Genomic DNA, 21,299 nt, shown 5'->3' on the forward strand with positions numbered 1-21,299 from the left:
ACCCTTAAGCTTACAACGCTATTGAACGAGATTTAAGCGGTTTTGTGAACAGTGTTCTTTAATAAATCTGCTTCTTTTCCAGTGGAACAGTACCGACACGGCAGGAATTATTGCTGATGGGTGAAATAGGTTCTGTTTTTTCAACGGTATAGCAGGCCCCTACCATGTCGTGGTCAGCCTGCGCTTGATAGAGGAAGATAGGGGAAGCTTCGAGAAAAGGCGTTACGTCGTCACTTGGCGAGACGGCGGGAATTGGCGCTGCTGCGACGATGATAGGGAGTCATCGCGCGTCGGCTGGTTACCCACCAGGGCGACATCTGGCCGCTCATCATGCCCAGCATGGCTTTTTGCATTTCCAAGCCGGTTTCCATACCTGCTTCAAGCTTTTCGGTCACCATTCGCTGGTTCTCCTTCATCATCTTGGGGCTGAAGAAGGGCTGGGTGGACCACAGGTTGTGGCGCATGGCGATAGTCGACCAGGACGTGGACCAGAGTTCGAATGCCATCAGGCCGGCTTTCCAGGCATCCATCATGGCCGCCGGATTGGTGGGCCAAAGAGGGGGAGTCGTCAGAGGTTTCATGAATGCTCTCGCTTATACAAATTCAGGGCTTGATAGGATAGATCACGTGCCGTAGACAGTGTTGGCCATGAAATGCTGCAGTGCAATAGGCTTTTTACAGTAAATAGAGGTTCTGTGAACTACTGTTGTTTAGCTGATCGACCAGGAACCAAAAAGACGGCCAATGGCCGTCTTGGGAAAAATCAGTCTCGAGAGAGGACGATTATCTTACTTTAGGGTCCAGCTCTCCACGCGCGTAGCGCTGGAACATCTCTTCGAGATTGATCGGCTTGATCTTGCTGGCATTGCCAGCGGTGCCGAAGGCTTCGTAGCGGTCAATGCACAGGTCACGCATGGCCGTGATGGTTTCCTTGAGAAACTTGCGGGGGTCGAACTCGGATGGGTTTTCGGCCAGGAAACGGCGTACCGCACCAGTGGAGGCCAGGCGTAGGTCGGTGTCGATATTGACCTTGCGTACCCCGTGCTTGATCCCCTCGACGATTTCCGACACGGGCACGCCGTAGGTCTCGGGAATCTCGCCGCCATACTTGTTGATGATTTCCAGCCACTCCTGGGGCACGGAAGACGAGCCGTGCATCACCAGGTGAGTATCGGGAATTCGAGCATGGATTTCCTTGATGCGCTGGATGGATAGCGTATCGCCTGTGGGCGGCTGGGTGAACTTGTAGGCGCCGTGGCTGGTACCGATAGCGATCGCCAGGGCATCCACGTGGGTAGCCTTGACGAATTCAGCGGCTTCTTCCGGATCGGTGAGAAGCTGCTCCATGTCCAGCTTGCCTTCGGCGCCGATACCGTCCTCTTCACCGGCCATGCCGGTTTCCAGGCTACCCAGGCAGCCCAGCTCGCCTTCCACGGAAACCCCACAGGCATGGGCCATTTCCACGGTACGTCGAGTCACGTCGACATTGTAGGCGTAATCCATCGGCGTCTTGCCGTCTTCTCCCAGCGAGCCGTCCATCATCACCGAGGAGAAACCGAGCTGGATGGAGCGCTGGCAAACCGCCGGGCTGGTGCCGTGATCCTGGTGCATGGCCACCGGAATGTGCGGGAATTCTTCCACGGCGGCCAGGATCAGGTGACGCAGGAAGGGCGCACCGGCGTATTTGCGGGCCCCGGCGGAGGCCTGGACGATGACCGGAGAGTCGGTCTTGTCGGCGGCTTCCATGATGGCGCGCAACTGTTCGAGATTGTTGACGTTGAATGCCGGGATGCCGTAACCGTACTCTGCCGCGTGGTCGAGCATCTGGCGCATACTGATCAAAGCCATGCTGTCACCTTTGATGGAGAAATGAACGAATGAAATTAATGCTTGGCTGCCGCTTCAAGCGCCGCCACAGCCGGTAGTTGCTTGCCTTCCACATATTCCAGGAAGGCGCCGCCGCCGGTGGAGATATAGGAAACCCGATCAGCGATCGCGTACTTGTCGATCGCCGCCAAGGTGTCGCCGCCACCGGCAATGGAGAAGGCGCTGCTCTGCGCGATGGCGCGGCCGATCACCTCGGTACCCTTGCCGAATTGGTCGATCTCGAAGACGCCAACCGGGCCATTCCATAGAATGGTACCGGCATCCTTGAGCATGGCGGCCAGCCGAGCGGCGGTGTCCGGGCCGATATCGAGGATCATCTCGTTGTCGGCAACTTGATCGACGGGTTTCACCAGCGCTTCCGCGGATTCCGAAAATTCGGTGGCGACCACTACATCGCTGGGGATGGGAATATCCACTCGCCCCATCAAGTTCTTCGCCTGCTCGACCAGATCCGCTTCGTACAAGGATTTGCCCACGTTATGGCCGGCGGCGGCAATAAAGGTATTGGCGATACCGCCCCCGACGATCAACTGATCGCATTTCTCGGCGAGGGCATTGAGTACATCGAGCTTGGTCGAGACCTTGGAGCCGCCGACGATGGCCACCATGGGCCGAGCGGGACTTGCCAGTGCCGTTTCCAGCGCGTCCAGTTCCTGGGCAAGCAGTGGGCCGGCACAGGCTTTCGGCGCGAAGCGTGCTACGCCATGGGTCGAGGCCTGGGCGCGATGGGCGGTGCCGAAGGCATCCATCACGAAGATATCGCACAATTCGGCATACTGTTTTGCCAACTGTTCCTCGTCTTTCTTTTCGCCCTCGTTGAAACGGACGTTTTCCAGCAGTACCACCTCGCCATCTGCCAGGTCGAGAGCGGCGCCCAGGTAGTCGCGAATCAAGGTGACGGGGCGCCCCAGCAACTCGCCCAGATGGGTCGCTACCGGCGCCAGGGAGAACTCATCGCTGGGTTCGCCTTCCGTGGGCCGCCCTAGATGGCTCATCAGCATGACCTTGGCACCAGCTTCCATGGCGGCCTGAATGGTGGGCAAGGCGGCACGCAACCGAGCGTCGCTGCTGACATTGCCGTGTTTGACCGGGACATTGAGATCTTCGCGAATCAATACGCGTTGGCCCTGGAGGGGCAAGTCGGTCATCTTGTGCACTTTCATGTGAGCGATTTCCTCGTGGTAAATCCGGAAAAGAACCTGTCGCAAGCGTTAACGAGAAGCGGGCCGTGCCGCCATTCGGTAGCTGATGTCCAGCATTCGATTGGCGAAGCCCCATTCATTGTCGAACCAGCACAGCAACTTCACCAAGCGCTCGCCGGCCACCCGGGTCTGGGTGGCGTCGACGATACCCGAGCGGGGGTCGTGGTTGAAATCGCTGGAGGCCACCGGCTCCTCGGTATAGCCCAACACGCCGTTGAGATGGGTGTGGCTGGCATCGCGGAGCAGGGCGTTCACCTCGTCGGCGTGTGTGCCGCGCTTGACCGTCAAGGCAACGTCCATGGCGGAGACGTTGATCGTGGGCACCCGCACATGCAGGCACTCGAAACGCCCTTCCAGGTGTGGCATCAAGCGATGGATACCCTTCGCCAGGCCGGTATCCACCGGCACGATGGAGTGCATGGCGGAGCGCGTCAGACGCAAGTCGGTCTGGTGATAGGCGTCGATCACCGGCTGGTCGTTCATGGCCGAATGAATGGTGGTGGTGACGCCATGCTCGATACCCAACGCTTCATCCAATACCGTCAGCAGTGGAATCAGGCAGTTGGTGGTACACGAGGCCGCCGACACGATACGCGAACGGTCATTTAGCTGATGATCGTTGATCCCGTATACGATAGTGGCATCGACGTCGTTTTCCGCGGGCTGGGAAAACAACAGGCGCCTGGCGCCGGCCGCCAGGTGCTTCTCGGCGGTAGCGCGATCCTTGAAACTGCCCGAGCACTCGAGCACCAGATCGATATCCAGCTCGCGCCAGGGCAGGCGCGATGGGTCGGACTCGCACAATATCCTGATGGCGTTGCCGTTGATGACCAGGGTGTCGCCATCCGCCTCGACACGCCCGGGAAAACGGCCATGGGTGGTGTCGTAACGCGTCAGATAGGCAATGGTGGCCAGGTCGGACAGCTCATTGATGGCCACCACTTCGATATTCGCCTCGGCCCGCTCAACTAGTGCCCGCAAGACGCATTGGCCGATGCGCCCGTAGCCATTGATTGCGATGCGAAGTGTCGAAGTAGCTGAAGCCATGTGCAGACGTCACGCTCGAATAACGGATCATGAATGGAAATAGCCGGCAATGATAACGTATTTCAGCTGCCTACGCTCATGCCGGCGAGAGTCAACAGGCGCCAGGCCAGGGGTAACAGCAGGGCGGTAAGCACGCCGGTCAGGCTCATTCCCAGCGAAGCGAAAGCCCCCGCCGTGGGGCCGATCTCGAAGGCGCGCACGGTACCCAGCGCATGGCCGTTCAAGCCTAGCGCGAACCCGATGATGCGCTCGTCACGTATTCCCATCCAGCGTGCCAGCAAGCTGACGAAGGCGATGGCCGCCACGCCGGTAATCAGCAACGCGCCCATCAGCAGTGCGACGGACCCGCCCAATTGCTGGGTGATGCCGATGGCAATCGGCGCGGTAACGGATTTCGCCGCCAGCGAGGCCAGAATGGTGGGCGACGCTCCCAGCAGCCAGGCAATACCTAGCGCGTAGATCACTGCCAGACCCGCCGCCAGCGGCAGGCTGAACAAAAGCGGCCGCCACAACTCCCGAATACGCGGCAGCTGCTGGTAGAGCGGCATGCCTAGCGCCACCGTGGCGGGGCCGAGCAGAACCGTCAACCACGCGGCACCTTGTTGATATTCCTGATAGGGAATACCGGTCAATGACAGTACCGCAGCGAGCATGAGGGCGGCGACCAGTATGGCCGGTAGCCAGGTAGGCCGTCCCAGTCGTTGAAATACGCAGATGCCCAACAGGTACGCGGCCAGCGTGAGGCCTACCGCAAACAGTGGTGTGGCAAGCAGGACGGCTCGCAAGGTGGCTAGCTGGTCGAAGGAGTTAGTCACCGACATGGTAGCGCCGCATCAGGTACTGCATCAGCCACAGCGTGGTGAAGACACTCAGCAAGGTGCCGAGAATCAAGCCGGCGAGAATGGCGGTCCAGTGCCCCGCCATTTCCCCGATGATGAAGAATACCCCCACCACGCCCGGCATGATCAACATGGCCAGAAGCGCAATCAACGGCTGCGCAGCGGCGGCCAACGTCGAGGGTACTCCGCCGCGCAGCGCCAGCGTGAGGGTGAGCAGCAGCATGCCCACCACTCCGGCGGAGACCGGCAAGCCGGTGAGTGTCACCACCGCCTCTCCGATCAGCCAGAAACCCAGAAGCCAGAGAAAGCCGCTGAGCGCCGGCATCGCTACAGCAGGGCCTCGGCTTGCGCGACGATATTCTCCACCGTGAAGCCGAAGTGCTTGAACAGGTCTCCCGCCGGCGCGGATTCGCCGAAGCTGTTCATCGCCACGATCCGGCCTTGCAGGCCCACGTACTTGTACCAGAAGTCCTGATGAGACGCTTCCACCGCCACGCGAGCGGTAACGGCTGCCGGCAGTACACTCTCGCGGTACTCGGCGTCCTGACGGTCGAAGACATCGGTAGCGGGCATCGAGACCACACGCACGGCTTTTCCGGCCTGGCTGAGCTTTTCCGCCGCCTGCATGGCCAGGGTCAGCTCGGAACCGGTGGCGATAAGGATCAGCTCCGGGGTGGTATCGCTATCCTGCAGCACGTAGCCCCCGCGCTGAATGGCGATCAGTTGAGCCCGGGTGCGCGCCTGGTGCGGCAGGTTCTGGCGCGACAGCACCAGTGCCGTGGGGCCGGAATGGCGCTTGATGGCGTAATCCCAGGCCGCTGCGGTTTCCACCGCATCCGCCGGGCGCCAGGTGGAAAGGTTGGGCGTTGCGCGCAGGTTGGCCAGCTGCTCGATCGGCTGGTGAGTCGGGCCGTCCTCGCCCAGGCCGATGGAGTCGTGGGTGAAGATATAGATGGCACGCTGACCCATCAGCGCCGCCATGCGCACGGCGTTGCGCATGTACTCCATGAAGATCAGGAAGGTCGCACCGTAGGGAATGAAACCGCCGTGCAGGGCGATACCGTTCATTATCGCGCCCATGCCGAATTCGCGTACGCCATAGTGCAGGTAATTGCCGTCGGCGTCTTCCGGGGTGATGGCCTTGGCACCCTTCCAGAATGTCAGGTTGGACGGCCCCAGATCGGCGCTGCCACCAAGCAGTTCCGGCAGCTGCGGACCCAAGGCATTCAGGGCGGCCTGGGAGGCCTTGCGCGAGGCGATGCTTTCGCCTTTTTCCTGAGATTGTTCGATCAATGATTCGCTGGACAATTCCGCGGGCAGCTGGCCCTTCAAGCGGCGCTTGAGCTCGCGGGCCTCGGCGGGGAAGGCCTCGGCGTAACGAGAGAAGCGGGTATTCCACTCCTCTTGCCACTTCTTGCCTTTATCGCGCGCCTCCCAGCCCTGATAGATCGGCTCGGGAATATGGAACGGCTCATGCGGCCAATTCAGCTGCTTGCGTGCGGCGGCGACTTCCTCCTCGCCCAGCGGCGCACCATGGGCGTCTTCCTTGCCCTGCTTGTTGGGCGCACCGAAGCCGATCATGGTCTTGCAGATGATCAGGCTGGGCTTGTCGTCATGGCTCTTGGCCAGCTCGATGGCGGCCTTGATCTCGTCCGCATTGTGGCCGTCGACATTGGGCACCACATGCCAGCCATAGGCATCGAAGCGCTTGGCGGTATCGTCGGTGAACCAGCCCTCGACTTCGCCGTCGATCGAGATGCCGTTGTCATCGTAGAACACGACCAGCTTACCCAGCTGGTGAGTGCCGGCGAGCGACGAGACTTCGTGGGAAATGCCCTCCATCATGCAGCCATCGCCCACGAAACACCAAGTGTAATGGTCGACGACGGTGTGCCCGGGACGGTTGAACTGCGCTGCCAGCGTCTTTTCGGCGATCGCCATGCCGACGGCATTGGCCAGGCCTTGGCCCAGGGGGCCGGTGGTAGTTTCGATCCCAGGCGCATAACCGAACTCGGGGTGACCCGCGGTAGGTGAGTGCAACTGGCGAAAGCACTGCAGTTGTTCCAGGCTCAATTCATAGCCGGTAAGGTGCAGCAGCGAGTAGAGCAGCATGGACCCATGCCCGTTGGACAGCACGAAGCGGTCGCGATCGGCCCAGCGGGGGTCGTTGGGGTTGTGCTTGAGGTAGTCATTCCATAGCACCTCGGCAATGTCCGCCATTCCCATGGGAGCGCCGGGATGGCCGGACTTGGCCTTCTGGACGGCATCCATGGAAAGGGCGCGAATGGCGTTGGCCAGCTCAAAACGGGACGGCATGGGGTGCTCCTCGCCTGAAGTCAAAAAGAACGTTTGCTTGAAGACAAAGGAACTATTGTCGCCGACTTGCTTAATGGCGGCAAATCCTGTGAAGCCGAGTCTTCTCGGTGTAGACTCTGCCCCCCGAAGCGGTGGCACCCGCTTTATTTGCAGGCAGGCCTGTTCTGCCATGATTTTTGCGATGCTGTGGTCACTACAGCCGATATACAGAGGATCGTCAGCGCGATGAGCGAATATTCCCTGTTTACCTCCGAATCCGTCTCCGAAGGTCACCCGGACAAGATCGCCGATCAGATATCCGATGCGGTGCTGGATGCCATTATCGCCCGGGATAAACAGGCGCGTGTCGCTTGTGAAACTCTGGTCAAGACCGGGGTGGCGATTATTGCCGGTGAAATCACCACTTCGGCCTGGGTGGATCTTGAAGCCCTGGTGCGCGATGTGATCACCGATATCGGCTATGTCTCCTCGGATGTCGGCTTTGACGGCGGTACCTGCGGGGTGATCAACCTGATCGGCAAGCAGAGCGTGGACATCGCCCAGGGGGTGGACCGCAGCAAGCCGGAAGATCAGGGGGCGGGCGACCAGGGCTTGATGTTCGGTTACGCGACCAACGAGACTGACACCTACATGCCGGCACCCATCCACTATTCTCACCGGTTGGTGGAGCGCCAGGCGGAACTGCGCAAGCACGGCCTGCTGCCGTGGCTACGTCCGGATGCCAAGAGCCAGGTCACCTTCCGCTACGATGCCGAAGGCAAACCGTGCGGCGTCGACGCCGTGGTGCTTTCCACCCAGCACGACCCGGACATCGATCAGGATGAGCTGCGCAAGATGGTCAAGCGCGAGATCATCGAGCAGGTTATCCCGGCGGAGTGGCTGAACGAGAACACCCAATACCACATCAACCCCACCGGCAAGTTCGTCATCGGCGGACCGGTGGGCGATTGCGGTCTGACCGGACGCAAGATCATCGTCGATACCTACGGCGGCATGGCGCGCCACGGCGGCGGTGCATTCTCCGGCAAGGACCCCTCCAAGGTCGACCGTAGCGCGGCCTATGCCGGACGTTACGTGGCCAAGAATCTGGTCGCCGCCGGCCTTGCCGACAAGTGCGAAATTCAGGTTTCCTACGCCATCGGCGTGGCGGAGCCGACCTCGGTGGCGATCGATACCTTCGGCACCGGCAAGATCGACGACGCGCGCATCATCGAACTGATTCGCGAGCACTTCGATCTGCGGCCCAACGCCATCACCCGCATGCTCGACCTGCTTCACCCGATGTACCGCTTGACGGCCGCCTATGGTCACTTCGGCCGCAAACCGTTCGAGACCAGCTATCGCTGGCTGGACGCCAACGGCGAAGAGCAGTTGGAAACCTTCACCGCCTTCCCGTGGGAGAAGATCGACAAGGCAGATACTCTGCGCCAGGCCGCCGGTCTGTAAGATGAGAGCCGCCGGTTGAACGTTGCCCGCGACATTGGGTTGGGTAAGCCATCGGCTCGTCATGTTGTAGGAGAACGCCCCTTCGGCCATGCCAAGGGGCGTTTTTCGTGGCCGCCTTGGGTAGGCTGACAAGACCCAAAAGATGCCGGAGCGCTGCCATGCCATGGTTCATGCCAGGGGCGAAGTATGTCCTTTCGGGGTTAGCCTCGCTCGCCATTGCCACCGCTGGATTGGCCGATGAGGCCCCGTGTCCTGCCTGGCCCGAGCCCCGCCTGTCCCAGGAGACCCAGGCGTTGACGGAGCAGGTTCAGCGCTGGGAGCGGTCCTATCGTCAACAGGGCGAAGCGCTCGTCGCCGATGAACTTTACGATCAGGCCGTGGCGCGGCTGGCCAGCTGGCGGGCCTGCCTGGGTGAGCCGCACGTTCCCCAGCCGCTTCTGGCCGAGCCTGGCGAGATCGCCCACCCGGTGGCCCAGACCGGGCTGGACAAGCGTGATGAAGCGGGGGTTCGGAGCTGGTCGTCTCGCCGCGAGAATGTATGGATTCAACCCAAGGTGGATGGCGTGGCCGTAACCTTGCGCTACGTTGACGGTCGGCTGACCCAGGCCGTGAGCCGTGGCGATGGTGAGTACGGCCAGGATTGGACGGAACGAGCCCATATCCTGCCCGCCGTGCCGGACCGGCTGCCCATCCCCCTCGATGGGGTATTGCAAGGCGAGCTTTACTGGCGTTTGAACGAGCATATCCAGGCACAGTCGCGCTTTCCCAACGCACGTAACAAGGTCGCCGGCCTTATGGCGCAGCAGAACCCCACGGCAAGCGATCTGGCGCAAGTCGGGCTTTTCGTGTGGGGATGGCCGGACGGCCCGGCATCCATGCAGGAGCGCCTGGCCGGGCTCAGCGAGATGGGGTTCGATACGGCGCTCTATACCCACGCACTCGACGATCAGGACGACGCGGCGCGGTGGCGCCAACGCTGGTTTCGTGGACCATTGCCGTTTGCTACTGATGGCGTGGTGCTCAAGCAGGCCGAGCGGCCCGGCGTGCGCCACTGGTCGTCATCGCCCCCGGAGTGGGCCGTTGCCTGGAAGTATCCCCCACGCCAGGCATTGGCGGAGGTGCGGGGCGTGGAATTTCGTGTGGGACGAACCGGGCGCGTGACGCCGCTGGTGTGGCTCAACCCCGTGCTGCTGGAGGGTCGGCGTATCAGCCGCGTCTCGCTAGGTTCGCTGCAGCGCTGGGAGTCACTGGACATTCGCCCTGGTGACCAGGTCGCCGTCACCTTGGCGGGGTTGACGATTCCTCAGCTAACCGAGGTGGTGTGGCATACCCAGCAGCGCTCGCCGCTGGCCGCACCGTCAGCGCAGCGCTATCACCTGCTTAGCTGTTTCGAGTTGACGTCCGGCTGTGAAAGCCAACTGCTGGCGCGGCTTGTCTACCTCGGCGAGCAGCTGGGGATGCAGGGAATCGGCGAAGGGACTTGGCAGGCGCTGCTGGAGGCGGGCGTCGTCACTCGGTTACTCGATTGGCTGAACGTCGAGCCACGCCAGCTGCAGCAAGCCCATGGCATTGGCGAGGTCACTGCCGCCGCGCTCAATGAGCAGTTTCAGCTCGCCCGGGGCAAGCCGTTCGCTGCCTGGCTGAAAGCCTTGGGCGCGCCGCCGGGTAGTGAGGCGGTACGCGCTGATTGGCCGAGTTTGACGGGCTACCAGCGGAAGGAGTGGCAAGCGGTGCCTGGCATTGGCCCGGTTCGCGCTGACGCTCTGGTGGCATTTTTCAGCCACCCGGAAGTGCAGCGCATGGCGGAACAGCTGAAGCAGGCGGGCATCGAAGGTTTTAACTGACTCTAGACTACCCCAGCCCTGCCAGGCGCAGCATCAGGCCAAGATAAACGGGAATCAGGAGCGGTGCGAGCAACGTCGTCACCAGCACCGCTAACGCGCCTTTTTGCGGCTGAATACCCAACTCCATCGCGACCACCACTACATTGGCGGCCATGGGCACCACCCCCAGCAGCAGCAATGCCATGGCCAAGGAGGGGGGAATCCCCACCCACTGCTGCAGCAATACCACCGTAGCCAGTGTGGCTAGGGGCCAGACGATATAGCGCACCCCGACGCAGGCGGCCACCAGTCGCGTGTCCCATGCGGAAAGTGTCACGCGGCTCAAGGTCATGCCGATGATCATCATGCCCAGCAGGGTATAAGTGGCGGGAAACACGTCGAGTGACGTCATGACGGCCAAGGGCGGGCGAAGACCCAGCGAGGAGAGCACCAGCGCAGCGAGAAAAGCGTAGATCAGCGGCAGGCGGATGATCTTGGCCACGCTTTGGCGGACGCTGAACTGGCCACGGGCGCTGAGGTAGAAACCCACGGTAAACTCGTACAGGGTGATGCCCAACAGACAGAACAGGTAAAGCGTGACGCCCTCGGTGGGGAGCACGATCAGCGCCACCGGCAAGCCGAAATAGCCGGTATTGCCGGTCCCCGAAGAGAACGCCAGTAGCGCGCTCTCCTCCGCGCCGAAGAAGCGTCGAGCCAGACGGTGCGTCAGCAGGGCGATGGCGCTGGAGATGACGAATAGCGCCAGGGTCAGCAGCAGGTAGTCCGGTGTCGGCCCGCCTTGCATCAGGGCGCGAAAGAACGTCAAGGGCGCTATCAGGTAGATCAGCAGCGTGGCGATGGGGCGCGGGTCGACCGCCAGGCGACGAGCGGCCAGCCAGCCAAGGCCGACATAGCACAGCAACATCATCAGTGGCCCAAGCAGAGCGCCGGGGGCAAGGCTATTCATCGTTACTCCTGAGCATGCCGCGATGCCGGTTCAGCGAAACATGAGCCGAATTGAAGAAGGACCGTGAAATCTTTCATTAGCCCTCGGCTGGCGAGCCCGTCAGAATACCCCAAAATACGCTGGATTTTCATGAGGAAACACAATGGGCACCCACCAACATCCGCTAGGTATCAGTTTCGAGTTCTTTCCGCCCAATACCGACGCGGGGCGCGACAAGCTACGCCGGGTACGGGATGAGCTGGCCGCGCGCAAGCCCCGTTTTTTCTCCGTCACCTATGGCGCCGGTGGTTCTACCCAGGCCCGTACCCGTGAAGTGGTGCGGGAAGTGGGGCTGAGCGGCATCACCACGGCGCCGCACCTCTCCTGCATCGGCAGCGAAAAGGCCCAGTTGCGTGACCTGTTGGCACAGTACCGTGAAGAAGGCATCGATAGCTTGGTGGCGCTGCGCGGCGACATGCCCTCGGGCATGGCCAGCATCGGCGAGTTGCGCTACGCCAACGAACTGGTGGAGTTCATCCGTGACGAGACCGGCGACCATTTCGAGATCGCCGTCGCGGCCTATCCCGAATCCCATCCCCAGGCGCCCAGCTTCGACAAGGACGTGGAAAACTTCGCCCGCAAGATGAACGCGGGAGCCAACCTGGCGATCAGCCAGTACTTCTTTACTGCTGACGCCTACTTTAATTTCGTCGACAAGGCGCGGGCGTTGGGGGTGGAGCAACCCATCGTGCCGGGCATCATGCCCATCACCAACTACACCAAGCTGGCTCGTTTCTCTGATGCTTGCGGTGCGGAAATTCCGCGCTGGATTCGCAAGCAGCTGGAAGCGTATGGCGATGATTCCGAATCCATCGAGGCATTCGGTACGGAAGTCGTGTCGCGATTGTGCCAGCGTCTATTGGATGGCGGCGCACCCGGTCTGCACTTCTATACGCTCAACCAGTCGCGGGCACCGCTGCGCATTGTCGATAACCTGGCGTGAGATTGGCACTCGCATCGTCCAGCAACTAGCCTGAATTCTGTATGTTCATGGAACCAGGAACAGGAGCTGCACGATGCGTAATTCCATTATGCCGGGAGCGGCTGTCGCCCTGCTGTTTGTCGGCGCCACCGCTCATGCTCAGGACCAGCATGAAGTTGACATGCATTCGGTCAATGCCCAAGGTGTCGGCGAATCGATCGGTACCGTTACGCTCGAAGAGCATGACGACGGCCTCTTGCTGACCCCCGATTTGACGGGCTTGTCTGCCGGGGTGTACGGCTTTCATGTCCACCAGAACGCCTCTTGCGAACCCGGGGAAAACGACCAGGGCAAGATGGGAGCCGCGCTTCAAGCCGGTGGTCACTACGACCCCGACGACACCGGTAGCCACGAGGGCCCGTATGGCGAAGGACACCGGGGCGACTTGCCGGTACTTACCGTCAACGACGAGGGTGAAGCCAACCTGCCGGTACTGGCGCCGCGCTTGAGCCTTGACGACATGCAAGGCCGGGCCTTGATGATTCACGAGAATGGCGACAACTATTCCGACGAACCCAAACCGCTCGGTGGCGGTGGTGATCGAATCGTCTGCGGCACCATCAAAGATTAATACGATTCAGCGCATGAAAAGACCGCCGGTTTTGCCGGCGGTCTTTTTAACGTTTTCAAAGAACGTTTTTTAGAGCGTTTTAAGATTGCTCTTATAGACTGCTTTTACCGTAATCGAGCGGTCAGGCGGCTGTCGCTTTCTCCCGACCCCGATGCAATCTACGCTGCATGACCACCAGCGCCGCGCCGATGATAAGACCAGCGACATCGGTATAGATGCCGCCATAGATCATGAACAGCGCGCCCACCAGCATCAGCACTCGTTGCCAGGCCTTCAAGGGGCCGAAGAACCACGCCTGAACCATGCCCGATAGCAGGACGATACCCAGCGTGGCCGTCACGCCGACGCGCAGGATCTGCATCCAGGAGCCTTCCATCAGCATGGCCGGGCTGTAGAAGAACATGAACGGCACGATAAAGGCAGCCAGGCCGATCTTGAACGACGCCACGGATGTTCCCATGGGGTTGTCGCCGGAAATCCCTGCCGCCGCGTAGGAGGCGAGCGCAACCGGAGGCGTGATTGCCGATACCACCGCGAAGTAGAACACGAAGAAGTGTGCCACCAGGGGATCGATACCGATATTGATCAAGCCCGGTGCCACGACCGAGGCGGCGACAGCGTAGGCGGCAGTCGTCGGCATGCCCATGCCCAGCAGGATCGAGATGCACATGGCGAAGAACAGCGCCAGCAGCTGGCTGACACCGGCCAGGCCAAGCAGCAGCGAGGAGAAGCGCGCCCCGACCCCCGTCAGCGAGATGACCCCGACGATCAACCCGGCGCACGCGCACACGGCGATGATCTGGATAGCCATGGTGCCGGCCAGCTGCAGGGCTGTCAGTATCGCGCGGACTCCCATCTTGTTGGGTGAAATCCAGCTCACCACGGCGGCCGAAGCGGTGGCCAGCGTACCGGCACGGATCACCGAGTAACCCATGAACAACGCCACGATCAGAATGATGATAGGAGCGAACAGGTAAACCTGCTTGACGAGCTTCGAGAACAGCGGGATTTCATCCTTGTGCATGCCACGCATGCCCTTGTGGGCGGCTTCGAAGTCGACCATGAAGTAGATCGAGGCAAAGTAAAGGATGGCGGGAATGACCGCCGCCAGCGCGATCTCGGTATAGGGGATGCCGGTGATTTCCGCCATGATGAACGCACCCGCGCCCATGATCGGCGGCATGATCTGCCCGCCGGTGGAAGCTGCGGCTTCGATGGCCCCCGCGCTGCGGCCCGGATAGCCGACTTTCTTCATCAGCGGAATGGTCAAGGAACCGGTGGAGACCACGTTGCCGGCGCTGGTGCCGTTGATCATACCCATCAGGCCCGAGGCGAAGATCGCTACCTTGGCGGGGCCGCCACGGGCGCGCCCTGCCGCGGCAAAGGCAAAGTTGACGAAGTAATCGCCGACCTTGGATGCCTGCAGGAAGGCAGCGAAAATGATGAACAGAATGATATAGGTTGATGAAACCGCCGTGGTCGGCCCGAGGATACCGGCATCGGTATAGACCTGGCTGAAGAAGCGCTGCAGTGACAATCCTGGATAGCCTAGAAAGCCCGGTAGATAAGGGCCGGCGAAGACATACGTCAGGAAAACGACCGAAATGACCACCAGCGCCAGCCCGGCGACCCGGCGAGTCAATTCGAGAATCAACAGTGACCCGGCAATGGCCGCCCAGGAGATCCCCATGGGGGCGAAGGCAGTCCCCGTCGAGGCGCGCAGCGGTGTGTTGTAAACCAGCAAGAGATAGCCGGCGCTGGCGAGAGAGCAGACCATCAGCACCAGATCGGCGGGATTGAAGCGATGCCGCGCCTGGCGGTAGACCCAGGAGATGACGATGCCCACGGCAGTCGTGGCCATCAAGGGATAACCGAAGTGCCAGGTTTCGACTTGCGGATCGATCCGCATGGCGCCACCGGCGAGGGTCTGCTGCATGGCAAACACTTGGCCGAGCGTGTAGAGCGCCGGAATCAACAGGGCGTAACTGAACCAAGTGAGCCAGGCGGGCGATGTACGCGACTCCGATTCGGCAAAATGCGCACCGGCGTAAAGGCCGAAGCCCAGAATCAAGGCGCCGGTAATGTGTACGATGCGAAACGACCAGGTTTCCATCGGATAGACATTGAGCGATATCAGGTGAAAGCTGGAATACGCAATCGCCAGCGCTGCAAACAATAACCACTGCCAGCCAGAGAATACACGGCGGTTGGCTTCAACAACATCTTCGTCGACACCCTCGGCGACAACCACGTCGGGTGCCGGTGCGGCGTCATCCTTGAGGCCAGCGGTATCCTGGTCGGATTTGTGACTCATGAAGGTCACCCTCAAAACAAAGCGAAATAGCGGGAAGCGAAAGATGCCCCGTGCGGCCAGGCCGCGACGGGGCAAGGGACTCAAGCGTGGCGTTTACTTGATCAGGTCGGGATCGATTTCGTGGCCGTTGTCTTCGTACCAGCGTGCAGCGCCCGGATGGAAGGGAAGCACGGTATTGTGCTTGATGTTTTCCGGAATGGTGGTAGCCGCGCTGCGGTGTACGGACTTCATACGATCGTTGTTTTCCATGGTGACTTTGGTGACTTCGTAGATGAAGTCTTCCGGCAGGTCACATCCAGCGATGGCGAAGTTCCACATGGACACGGCACGAGCGTCTTCTTCGAGAGTTTCGTAAGTGCTGGCAGGAATGGAGAATTCGGCGACCGGATAGTTTTCCAGGATAGTTTCGAGTTCTTCTTCGGTGAACTCGATGATATTCACGTCGGTCTGCACTTCCAGCTGGCTGACCGCAGGAATCGGAATGCCGGCGGCGAAGGCGATCACGTCGAGCAAGCCATCCTGGAGCTGGCCGCCGAGGTCCGACCAGCCGCCGTTGCGGCGTTCGAAATCCACGCCCAGGGTTTCCAGCATGGCCGGGAAGTAAGTATCGGAGGTGGAGGCTGCCGGCCCGAAGCCAATGCGGGCGCCATCGGGAATGTCGGAGATCGACTCGATGCCGCTATCGGCAAGCGCGGTGATCGAGAAGGGCGTTTCATACATCGGGAACATGGCGCACACATTGTCCATGGCAACGCCGGGGGCCAACGGGCTCTCGCCTTTCACCGCATCGGATGCCGGACCCATGGTGGTCAGGCCGAAGGCCACATCACCACTGTGAACCAGTGCCAGGTTCTGGGTCGGACCCCCGGTCACTTCTCCGCCCCCGGATACGCCCAGCTCGTCGGCGATGAAATTCGCCCATCCAGAGCCGTAGACGAAGTAGGTGCCCCCTTGGCTGGCGGTTCCCACGGTAAAGTTGTCGGGCCAATCGGACCTGTCGGCGTGAGCGGCTCCCGCAGCCAGCATGGCGCTGCCGGCGAGTACGGTAAGGGTCTTGGGCATCGTGTTGCGCATGGCGAGTTTCCCCATTGATTCATTATTGGTGTGGATCACTGATGGTCGCTATTGGTGTTGGCCATCAAACGTCGCACTAATAATGAGCAATTAATGCACCATTAATCTAATTAATTTTTAAAAACAAAGTATTGAGCCATCAGTCTGCGACCAAGGTCTAAGCGAAATAAGTGCCTTTTGTCTGAAGTTGCGCACAACGACGAAAATCGAGTGTGCGGTTTTCCGCACACTTCGCTCAATGGGAGGGCTTGCCTGGGTCGAGAATTCTCACCGGCTGGACCTCCTGACGTTTCTGGTCGTCCCGCACCTGATTGACCCGCGTGGTCAGCTCGTCCTGAGCGTCATCCTCGATCGGCAGCTGCTCGAAGAAATCGCAGTTCACGCACTGGCGATAGCGAATACCGTTTTGCTCCCAGGCGCGGATGCGGTCCATTTCGGCGCACCTGGGGCAGATGGCACCGGCAATGAAGCGTTTGGTCACGGCCATGATAGCCTCCGGAAAAATGTCACCGCGCCTTGCGACGCGGTGAAGCATGAGTAGTGAAGAAAGTCGTTAATAAAAAGTCGTTAATAAAAAGTAGACAAGAAAGCGCCACTAAGCGGCACGGATGCCACTATGGCGTAGCAGCGGTTCGACGCTGGGTTCACGGCCGCGGAAATTGCGAAACATCTCGGCGGCATCGCGTGCGCCGCCCTGTTCCAGGATTTCCTGGCGAAAGCGCTTACCGGTATCGGGGTCGAATATCCCGGCTTCCTCGAAAGCACTCCACGCATCCGCCGAGAGCACCTCCGCCCATTTGTAGCTGTAGTAGCCCGCCGCGTAGCCGCCGGCGAAGATATGGCCGAAGCTGTTCTGGAAGCGATTGCAGTCAACCTTGGGTACCACCGATACCGCTTCGCGCACCTCATCCAGCAGCGCTTGTACCTGTGCCGCCGTGGGGGCGGTCAGCTCATGGTGCAGACGCAGGTCGAAAAGGGAGAACTCCAGCTGGCGCGCCATACCCATGGCGGACTGGAAGTTCTTGGCGGCCTGGAGGCGTTCGAGCAGCTCGGTGGGGAGTGGTTCGCCGGTTTCCACATGGCTTGCCAGGAAGTCGAGTCCTTCGCGCTCCCAGCAGTAGTTTTCCATGAACTGGCTGGGCAGCTCGACGGCGTCCCAGGCGACACCGTTGATGCCCGAGATATCGGCGATCTGCTGCTTGGTCAGCATGTGGTGGAGACCATGGCCGAACTCATGAAACAGGGTGGTGACTTCGTCGTGGGTTAGTAGCGCCGGCCGGCCTTCCACGGGAGGCGTGAAATTGCAGGTCAGAAACGCCACGGGTAACTGCAGACCGTTTTCGGTCTGGCGCCTGACCCGGCAATCCGCCATCCACGCGCCGCCGCGCTTGCCTTCGCGGGCGTAGAGGTCGAGGTAGAAGCCGGCAATGGGGCTGCCATCTTCCATGATGCGAAAATAGCGCACATCTTCGTGATAGCTGGGGGCATCCAAGTCTTCTTCAAAGCGCACCCCGTAGAGGCGCTCGACCACCTGGAAAAGACCATCCACTACCTTGGGCGCCGGGAAATAGGGGCGTAGTTGCTCTTGGGAAATGGCGTGACGCGCCTCGCGCAGCTTTTCGCTGGCGTAGGCGATATCCCAGGGCTGCAGCTCGTCCAGTTCAAGCTGATCCCGAGCGTAGTCGGTCAGTTCGGCGAATTCCTCACGGGCCTGGGGAACGGCGCGCCGCGCGAGATCCTCGAGGAACGCCAGCACTTGCTCGGGGGAGTCGGCCATCTTGGTGACCAGCGAGTAGTCGGCATAAGTGGCGAAGCCCAGTAGCTCGGCAAGCTCCTGGCGCAGGGCGAGAATCTCTTCGATCAGGGGGGCGTTGTCGAAACGTCCCGCATCGGGACCCTGGTCGGAGGCGCGGGTGACGAAGGCGGTATACACCTCGCGGCGCAGGTCCCGATCATCGGCATAACTGACGACCGGGAAGAAGCTGGGGAAGTCCAGAGTGATACGGTAGCCTTCCACTCCCTTGGCGTCGGCGTTGGCCTTCAGCGTGTCGAGTGCGCTCTGGGGGAGTCCCGCCAGGACATCGGCGTTGGCGACATCCTTGTGCCATGCCTGGGTGGCATCCAGCACATGGTTGGAGAACTGGTTGGACAGCTCGGAAAGGCGTGCCTGGATTTCACCATAGCGGGCCTTCTTTTCCGGGGCGAGATCGACCCCCGCCAGATGAAAATCGCGTAGCGTCTGTTCGACTGTGCGTCGTTGCGCGCTATCCAGCTCCGCCCAGGCCGGGCCGTCCTTCACTGCCTGCCAGGCGTGAAACAAGCCTTCATGCTGGCCCATCCAAGTGCTGTACTCGGAAAGTTTACCCAGGCAGGCCTGGTAGGCCTCGCGCAGGGCAGGCGTGTTCATGGTGCCGTTGAGGTGCGACACCGGCGACCACGCTCGCGCCAGCCGGTCGTTGAGCGCTTCCAGCGGCGCGGCGAAACTCTCCCAGGTGGGCGCGGTATGAGAGGCTTGGTCGGCAAGTTGCTGGATGCCGCCGCGGCTTTCTGCCAACAAGGCATCAAGCGCTGGTACGACATGCTCGGGACGAATCTCGCCAAACGCGGGGAGTTCGTCATTTTCAAGCAACGGGTTACGGGGCATACGCACCTCTTGGGGTTGGCGGAGTGCAGGCATAGGACCATTCTACACTCGATGATTCTCTGGGTGGCTCTTGAAATAGCTCTTTGCTAGGTGCGGGCGAGAGCTTCGAGTTTCAATGGAGGTTTGGCCGCAAGGCGGCGCCCTGCTAGTCTTGCGGGCTTTTATAGCCGCTAGGCAGGAGCAAGCAATGAGCGAGACGCTGGAGCGATGGGGGTCGAAACGCGCCTTTATCCTGGCCGTGACCGGAGCCGCGGTGGGCCTGGGTAATATCTGGCGCTTTCCCTATATCGCCGGAGAAAATGGCGGCGCTGCTTTTCTGCTGGTGTATATCGCCTTCGTGCTGCTGCTGGGATTGCCGGTGATGATGGCGGAAATCCTCATCGGCCGTGCCGGCCGGCGCGGACCGATGCAGTCGCTGGGAACGCTGGCGGCCGAAGCCGGGGCCTCGCCCCATTGGCGCTGGTTGGGTGCCTTCGGGGCGTTCACGGTGTTCTGCATCCTGTCGTTCTATTCGGTGGTATCCGGCTGGTCGATCGAGTTTCTGGTGGCTTCCATCAACGGTCAGTTTACCGGGGCCAGCGCCGAGCAGGTGGGCGCGGGCTTCAATGCTTTCCTTGCCAATCCCTGGCTGCTGGTGTTCAACCATTCGCTCTTCCTGTTCATGACCATGACCGTGGTGGCGGCGGGAGTGGCCAAGGGCCTGGAGAAGCTCAACAACCTGCTGATGCCGCTACTGTACCTGCTGTTGCTGCTCCTGGCAGGCTATGCCGCCACCACCGAAGGGTTCGGGCCGGCCCTGGCATGGCTGTTCACTCCCAACCTTGCGGCGATAACACCCGAGGTGGTGCTGCATGCCCTGGGCCATGCCTTCTTTACCCTGGCGGTCGGTGCCTGTGCATTGATGGCTTATGGTGCCTACATGCCCGAAGAGCAGAGCCTGCCCAAGGCGGCCGCCGCGGTGGCGGTGCTGGATATCAGCGTGGCCTTGCTGGCGGGAATCGCCATCTTTTCGGTGGTATTCGCTCAAGGGCTCGACCCCGCCGAAGGGCCGGGGTTGATGTTCGTCACCCTGCCTATCGCCTTTTCGCATATTCCCTGGGGAGCACTGTGGCTGAGCATCTTCTTTTTGCTTCTGCTGCTGGCGACCTGGACCTCCGCCATCAACCTGGCCGAACCGATGGTGGCCACCTTGCAGGGGCTGGGGTGGGGCCGGGGCCTGTCGGCGGCGGCGGTGGGTTTGAGCGTGTGGCTGCTCGGTCTGCTGTCGGCGCTGTCGTTTTCCGTACTGGCGGATTTCCGCCCGCTGCTGGGGCGCAACGTATTCGAGCTGGTGAGCAGCATTCCGCCGGATATCTTCCTGCCCCTGGGCGGGTTGCTCATCGCCATTTTTGCCGCCTGGGTCATGCCCCAGCCAGCCGCCGCCAGCGCACTCGGAGTTGGCGAAGGGCGCTTTCGCCTGTGGCGGGGCGTGGTGCGCTGGATTTCGATACCGCTGACGTTCGTCGTGCTGCTGAGCGCCTTGTTGTAGAGTGAGGAAGACGGAACCCACCAATGACAGGAGAAATGCAATGAGCCATGCAGCCATTCGCTCGTTTCAGGGCCATACGCCGCAATTGGGCGAGCGTGTCTTCATCGACCCGGCGAGCGTGGTGCTGGGGGATGTGGTGCTGGGCGATGACTGTTCGGTATGGCCGATGACGGTAATCCGCGGTGACATGCATCGTATCCGCATCGGCGCGCGCACCAGCGTTCAGGATGGTAGTGTCCTGCATATCACCCATGCCAGCGACTTCAATCCCGACGGCTTCCCGCTGACCATCGGCGACGACGTCACCATCGGCCACAAGGCGATCCTGCACGGATGCACCCTGGGTAGCCGTATTCTGGTGGGAATGGGATCGGTAGTCATGGATGGGGCGGTGGTCGAGGACGAAGTCATCATCGCTGCGGGAGCCGTGGTCACTCCCGGCAAGCACTTGCCCAGCGGTTTCGTCTATGCCGGTAATCCAGCCAAGGCGTTACGCCCGCTCAAGGACAAGGAGCGTGCCTTCTTTCCCTATACCGCCGGCAACTATGTGAAGCTCAAGGATCAGTATCTGCAACAAACGGTGACCTAAACTACCGTTTAGCCAACGTTTTTTCTCAAGA

The 21,299-nt window shown here is 61.0% G+C and carries 18 protein-coding genes; 6 read left to right on the plus strand and 12 right to left on the minus strand.

Annotation, left to right across the window (positions count from 1 at the left end; all coding sequences use genetic code 11):
• Positions 1–230 precede the first annotated feature (230 nt).
• From R5M92_RS00240 to tkt, 7 genes are all read right to left on the minus strand, one after another.
• The gene (locus tag R5M92_RS00240) at positions 231–581 is read right to left on the minus strand and encodes a hypothetical protein (RefSeq protein WP_346797012.1); all 351 of its coding nucleotides are present in this window, start codon (positions 579–581) and stop codon (positions 231–233) included.
• Between the two features lie 202 nt (positions 582–783).
• A complete protein-coding gene (gene fba / locus R5M92_RS00245) occupies positions 784–1,848 on the minus strand; it encodes a class II fructose-bisphosphate aldolase (protein ID WP_346797013.1) in 1,065 nt (354 codons plus the stop codon).
• 35 nt (positions 1,849–1,883) lie between these two features.
• Entirely contained in the window at positions 1,884–3,050 is a 1,167-nt protein-coding gene (locus R5M92_RS00250) for a phosphoglycerate kinase (protein ID WP_346797014.1), read from the minus strand.
• A gap of 48 nt (positions 3,051–3,098) precedes the next feature.
• On the minus strand, positions 3,099–4,136 hold the full coding sequence (gene gap / locus R5M92_RS00255) for a type I glyceraldehyde-3-phosphate dehydrogenase (protein WP_346797015.1): 1,038 nt from the start codon (positions 4,134–4,136) through the stop codon (positions 3,099–3,101).
• Between the two features lie 62 nt (positions 4,137–4,198).
• Positions 4,199–4,957, minus strand: coding sequence for an LrgB family protein (locus tag R5M92_RS00260; protein WP_346797016.1), 759 nt, complete (start codon positions 4,955–4,957; stop codon positions 4,199–4,201).
• A complete protein-coding gene (locus tag R5M92_RS00265) occupies positions 4,944–5,300 on the minus strand; it encodes a CidA/LrgA family protein (RefSeq protein ID WP_346797017.1) in 357 nt (118 codons plus the stop codon). The genes R5M92_RS00260 and R5M92_RS00265 overlap by 14 nt, the downstream gene beginning before the upstream one ends.
• Positions 5,301–5,302: 2 nt before the next feature.
• On the minus strand, positions 5,303–7,291 hold the full coding sequence (gene tkt / locus R5M92_RS00270) for a transketolase (protein WP_346797018.1): 1,989 nt from the start codon (positions 7,289–7,291) through the stop codon (positions 5,303–5,305).
• Between the two features lie 225 nt (positions 7,292–7,516).
• On the opposite strand from tkt, the gene metK reads away from it, so the two are divergent.
• Complete coding sequence (gene metK, locus R5M92_RS00275) at positions 7,517–8,737, plus strand: methionine adenosyltransferase (protein WP_346797019.1); 1,221 nt, start codon at positions 7,517–7,519, stop codon at positions 8,735–8,737.
• Positions 8,738–8,895: 158 nt separating this feature from the next.
• On the plus strand, positions 8,896–10,581 hold the full coding sequence (ligB, locus tag R5M92_RS00280) for an NAD-dependent DNA ligase LigB (RefSeq protein WP_346797020.1): 1,686 nt from the start codon (positions 8,896–8,898) through the stop codon (positions 10,579–10,581).
• 7 nt (positions 10,582–10,588) lie between these two features.
• Here ligB and R5M92_RS00285 read toward each other — a convergent pair whose 3' ends face one another.
• A complete protein-coding gene (locus R5M92_RS00285; RefSeq protein WP_346797021.1) occupies positions 10,589–11,527 on the minus strand; it encodes an AEC family transporter in 939 nt (312 codons plus the stop codon).
• A gap of 142 nt (positions 11,528–11,669) precedes the next feature.
• On the opposite strand from R5M92_RS00285, the gene metF reads away from it, so the two are divergent.
• The gene (metF, locus tag R5M92_RS00290) at positions 11,670–12,509 is read left to right on the plus strand and encodes a methylenetetrahydrofolate reductase [NAD(P)H] (RefSeq protein ID WP_346797022.1); all 840 of its coding nucleotides are present in this window, start codon (positions 11,670–11,672) and stop codon (positions 12,507–12,509) included.
• Between the two features lie 73 nt (positions 12,510–12,582).
• The gene (gene sodC, locus R5M92_RS00295) at positions 12,583–13,119 is read left to right on the plus strand and encodes a superoxide dismutase [Cu-Zn] SodC (RefSeq protein ID WP_346797023.1); all 537 of its coding nucleotides are present in this window, start codon (positions 12,583–12,585) and stop codon (positions 13,117–13,119) included.
• A 121-nt stretch (positions 13,120–13,240) separates the two neighbouring features.
• Here the strand turns inward: sodC and R5M92_RS00300 are convergent, their stop codons facing one another.
• The 4 genes from R5M92_RS00300 to prlC all read right to left on the minus strand — a co-directional run bounded on the left by R5M92_RS00300 (position 13,241) and on the right by prlC (position 19,151).
• A complete protein-coding gene (locus tag R5M92_RS00300; protein WP_346797024.1) occupies positions 13,241–15,433 on the minus strand; it encodes a TRAP transporter permease in 2,193 nt (730 codons plus the stop codon).
• Between the two features lie 93 nt (positions 15,434–15,526).
• Positions 15,527–16,507, minus strand: a complete 981-nt coding sequence (locus tag R5M92_RS00305) for a TAXI family TRAP transporter solute-binding subunit (protein ID WP_346797025.1) — start codon at positions 16,505–16,507, stop codon at positions 15,527–15,529.
• Between the two features lie 235 nt (positions 16,508–16,742).
• Positions 16,743–16,994, minus strand: a complete 252-nt coding sequence (locus tag R5M92_RS00310; protein ID WP_346797026.1) for a YheV family putative zinc ribbon protein — start codon at positions 16,992–16,994, stop codon at positions 16,743–16,745.
• A 108-nt stretch (positions 16,995–17,102) separates the two neighbouring features.
• Positions 17,103–19,151, minus strand: coding sequence for an oligopeptidase A (gene prlC, locus R5M92_RS00315; protein ID WP_346797027.1), 2,049 nt, complete (start codon positions 19,149–19,151; stop codon positions 17,103–17,105).
• A gap of 187 nt (positions 19,152–19,338) precedes the next feature.
• On the opposite strand from prlC, the gene R5M92_RS00320 reads away from it, so the two are divergent.
• Positions 19,339–20,679: a sodium-dependent transporter gene (locus R5M92_RS00320; RefSeq protein WP_346797028.1), complete on the plus strand. Its 1,341-nt coding sequence runs from the start codon at positions 19,339–19,341 to the stop codon at positions 20,677–20,679.
• 40 nt (positions 20,680–20,719) lie between these two features.
• Entirely contained in the window at positions 20,720–21,268 is a 549-nt protein-coding gene (locus R5M92_RS00325) for a gamma carbonic anhydrase family protein (protein ID WP_346797029.1), read from the plus strand.
• Positions 21,269–21,299 lie beyond the last annotated feature (31 nt).

The sequence above is a fragment of the Halomonas sp. Bachu 37 genome (assembly GCF_039691755.1).
GTDB classification, from domain to species: domain Bacteria; phylum Pseudomonadota; class Gammaproteobacteria; order Pseudomonadales; family Halomonadaceae; genus Vreelandella; species Vreelandella kashgarensis.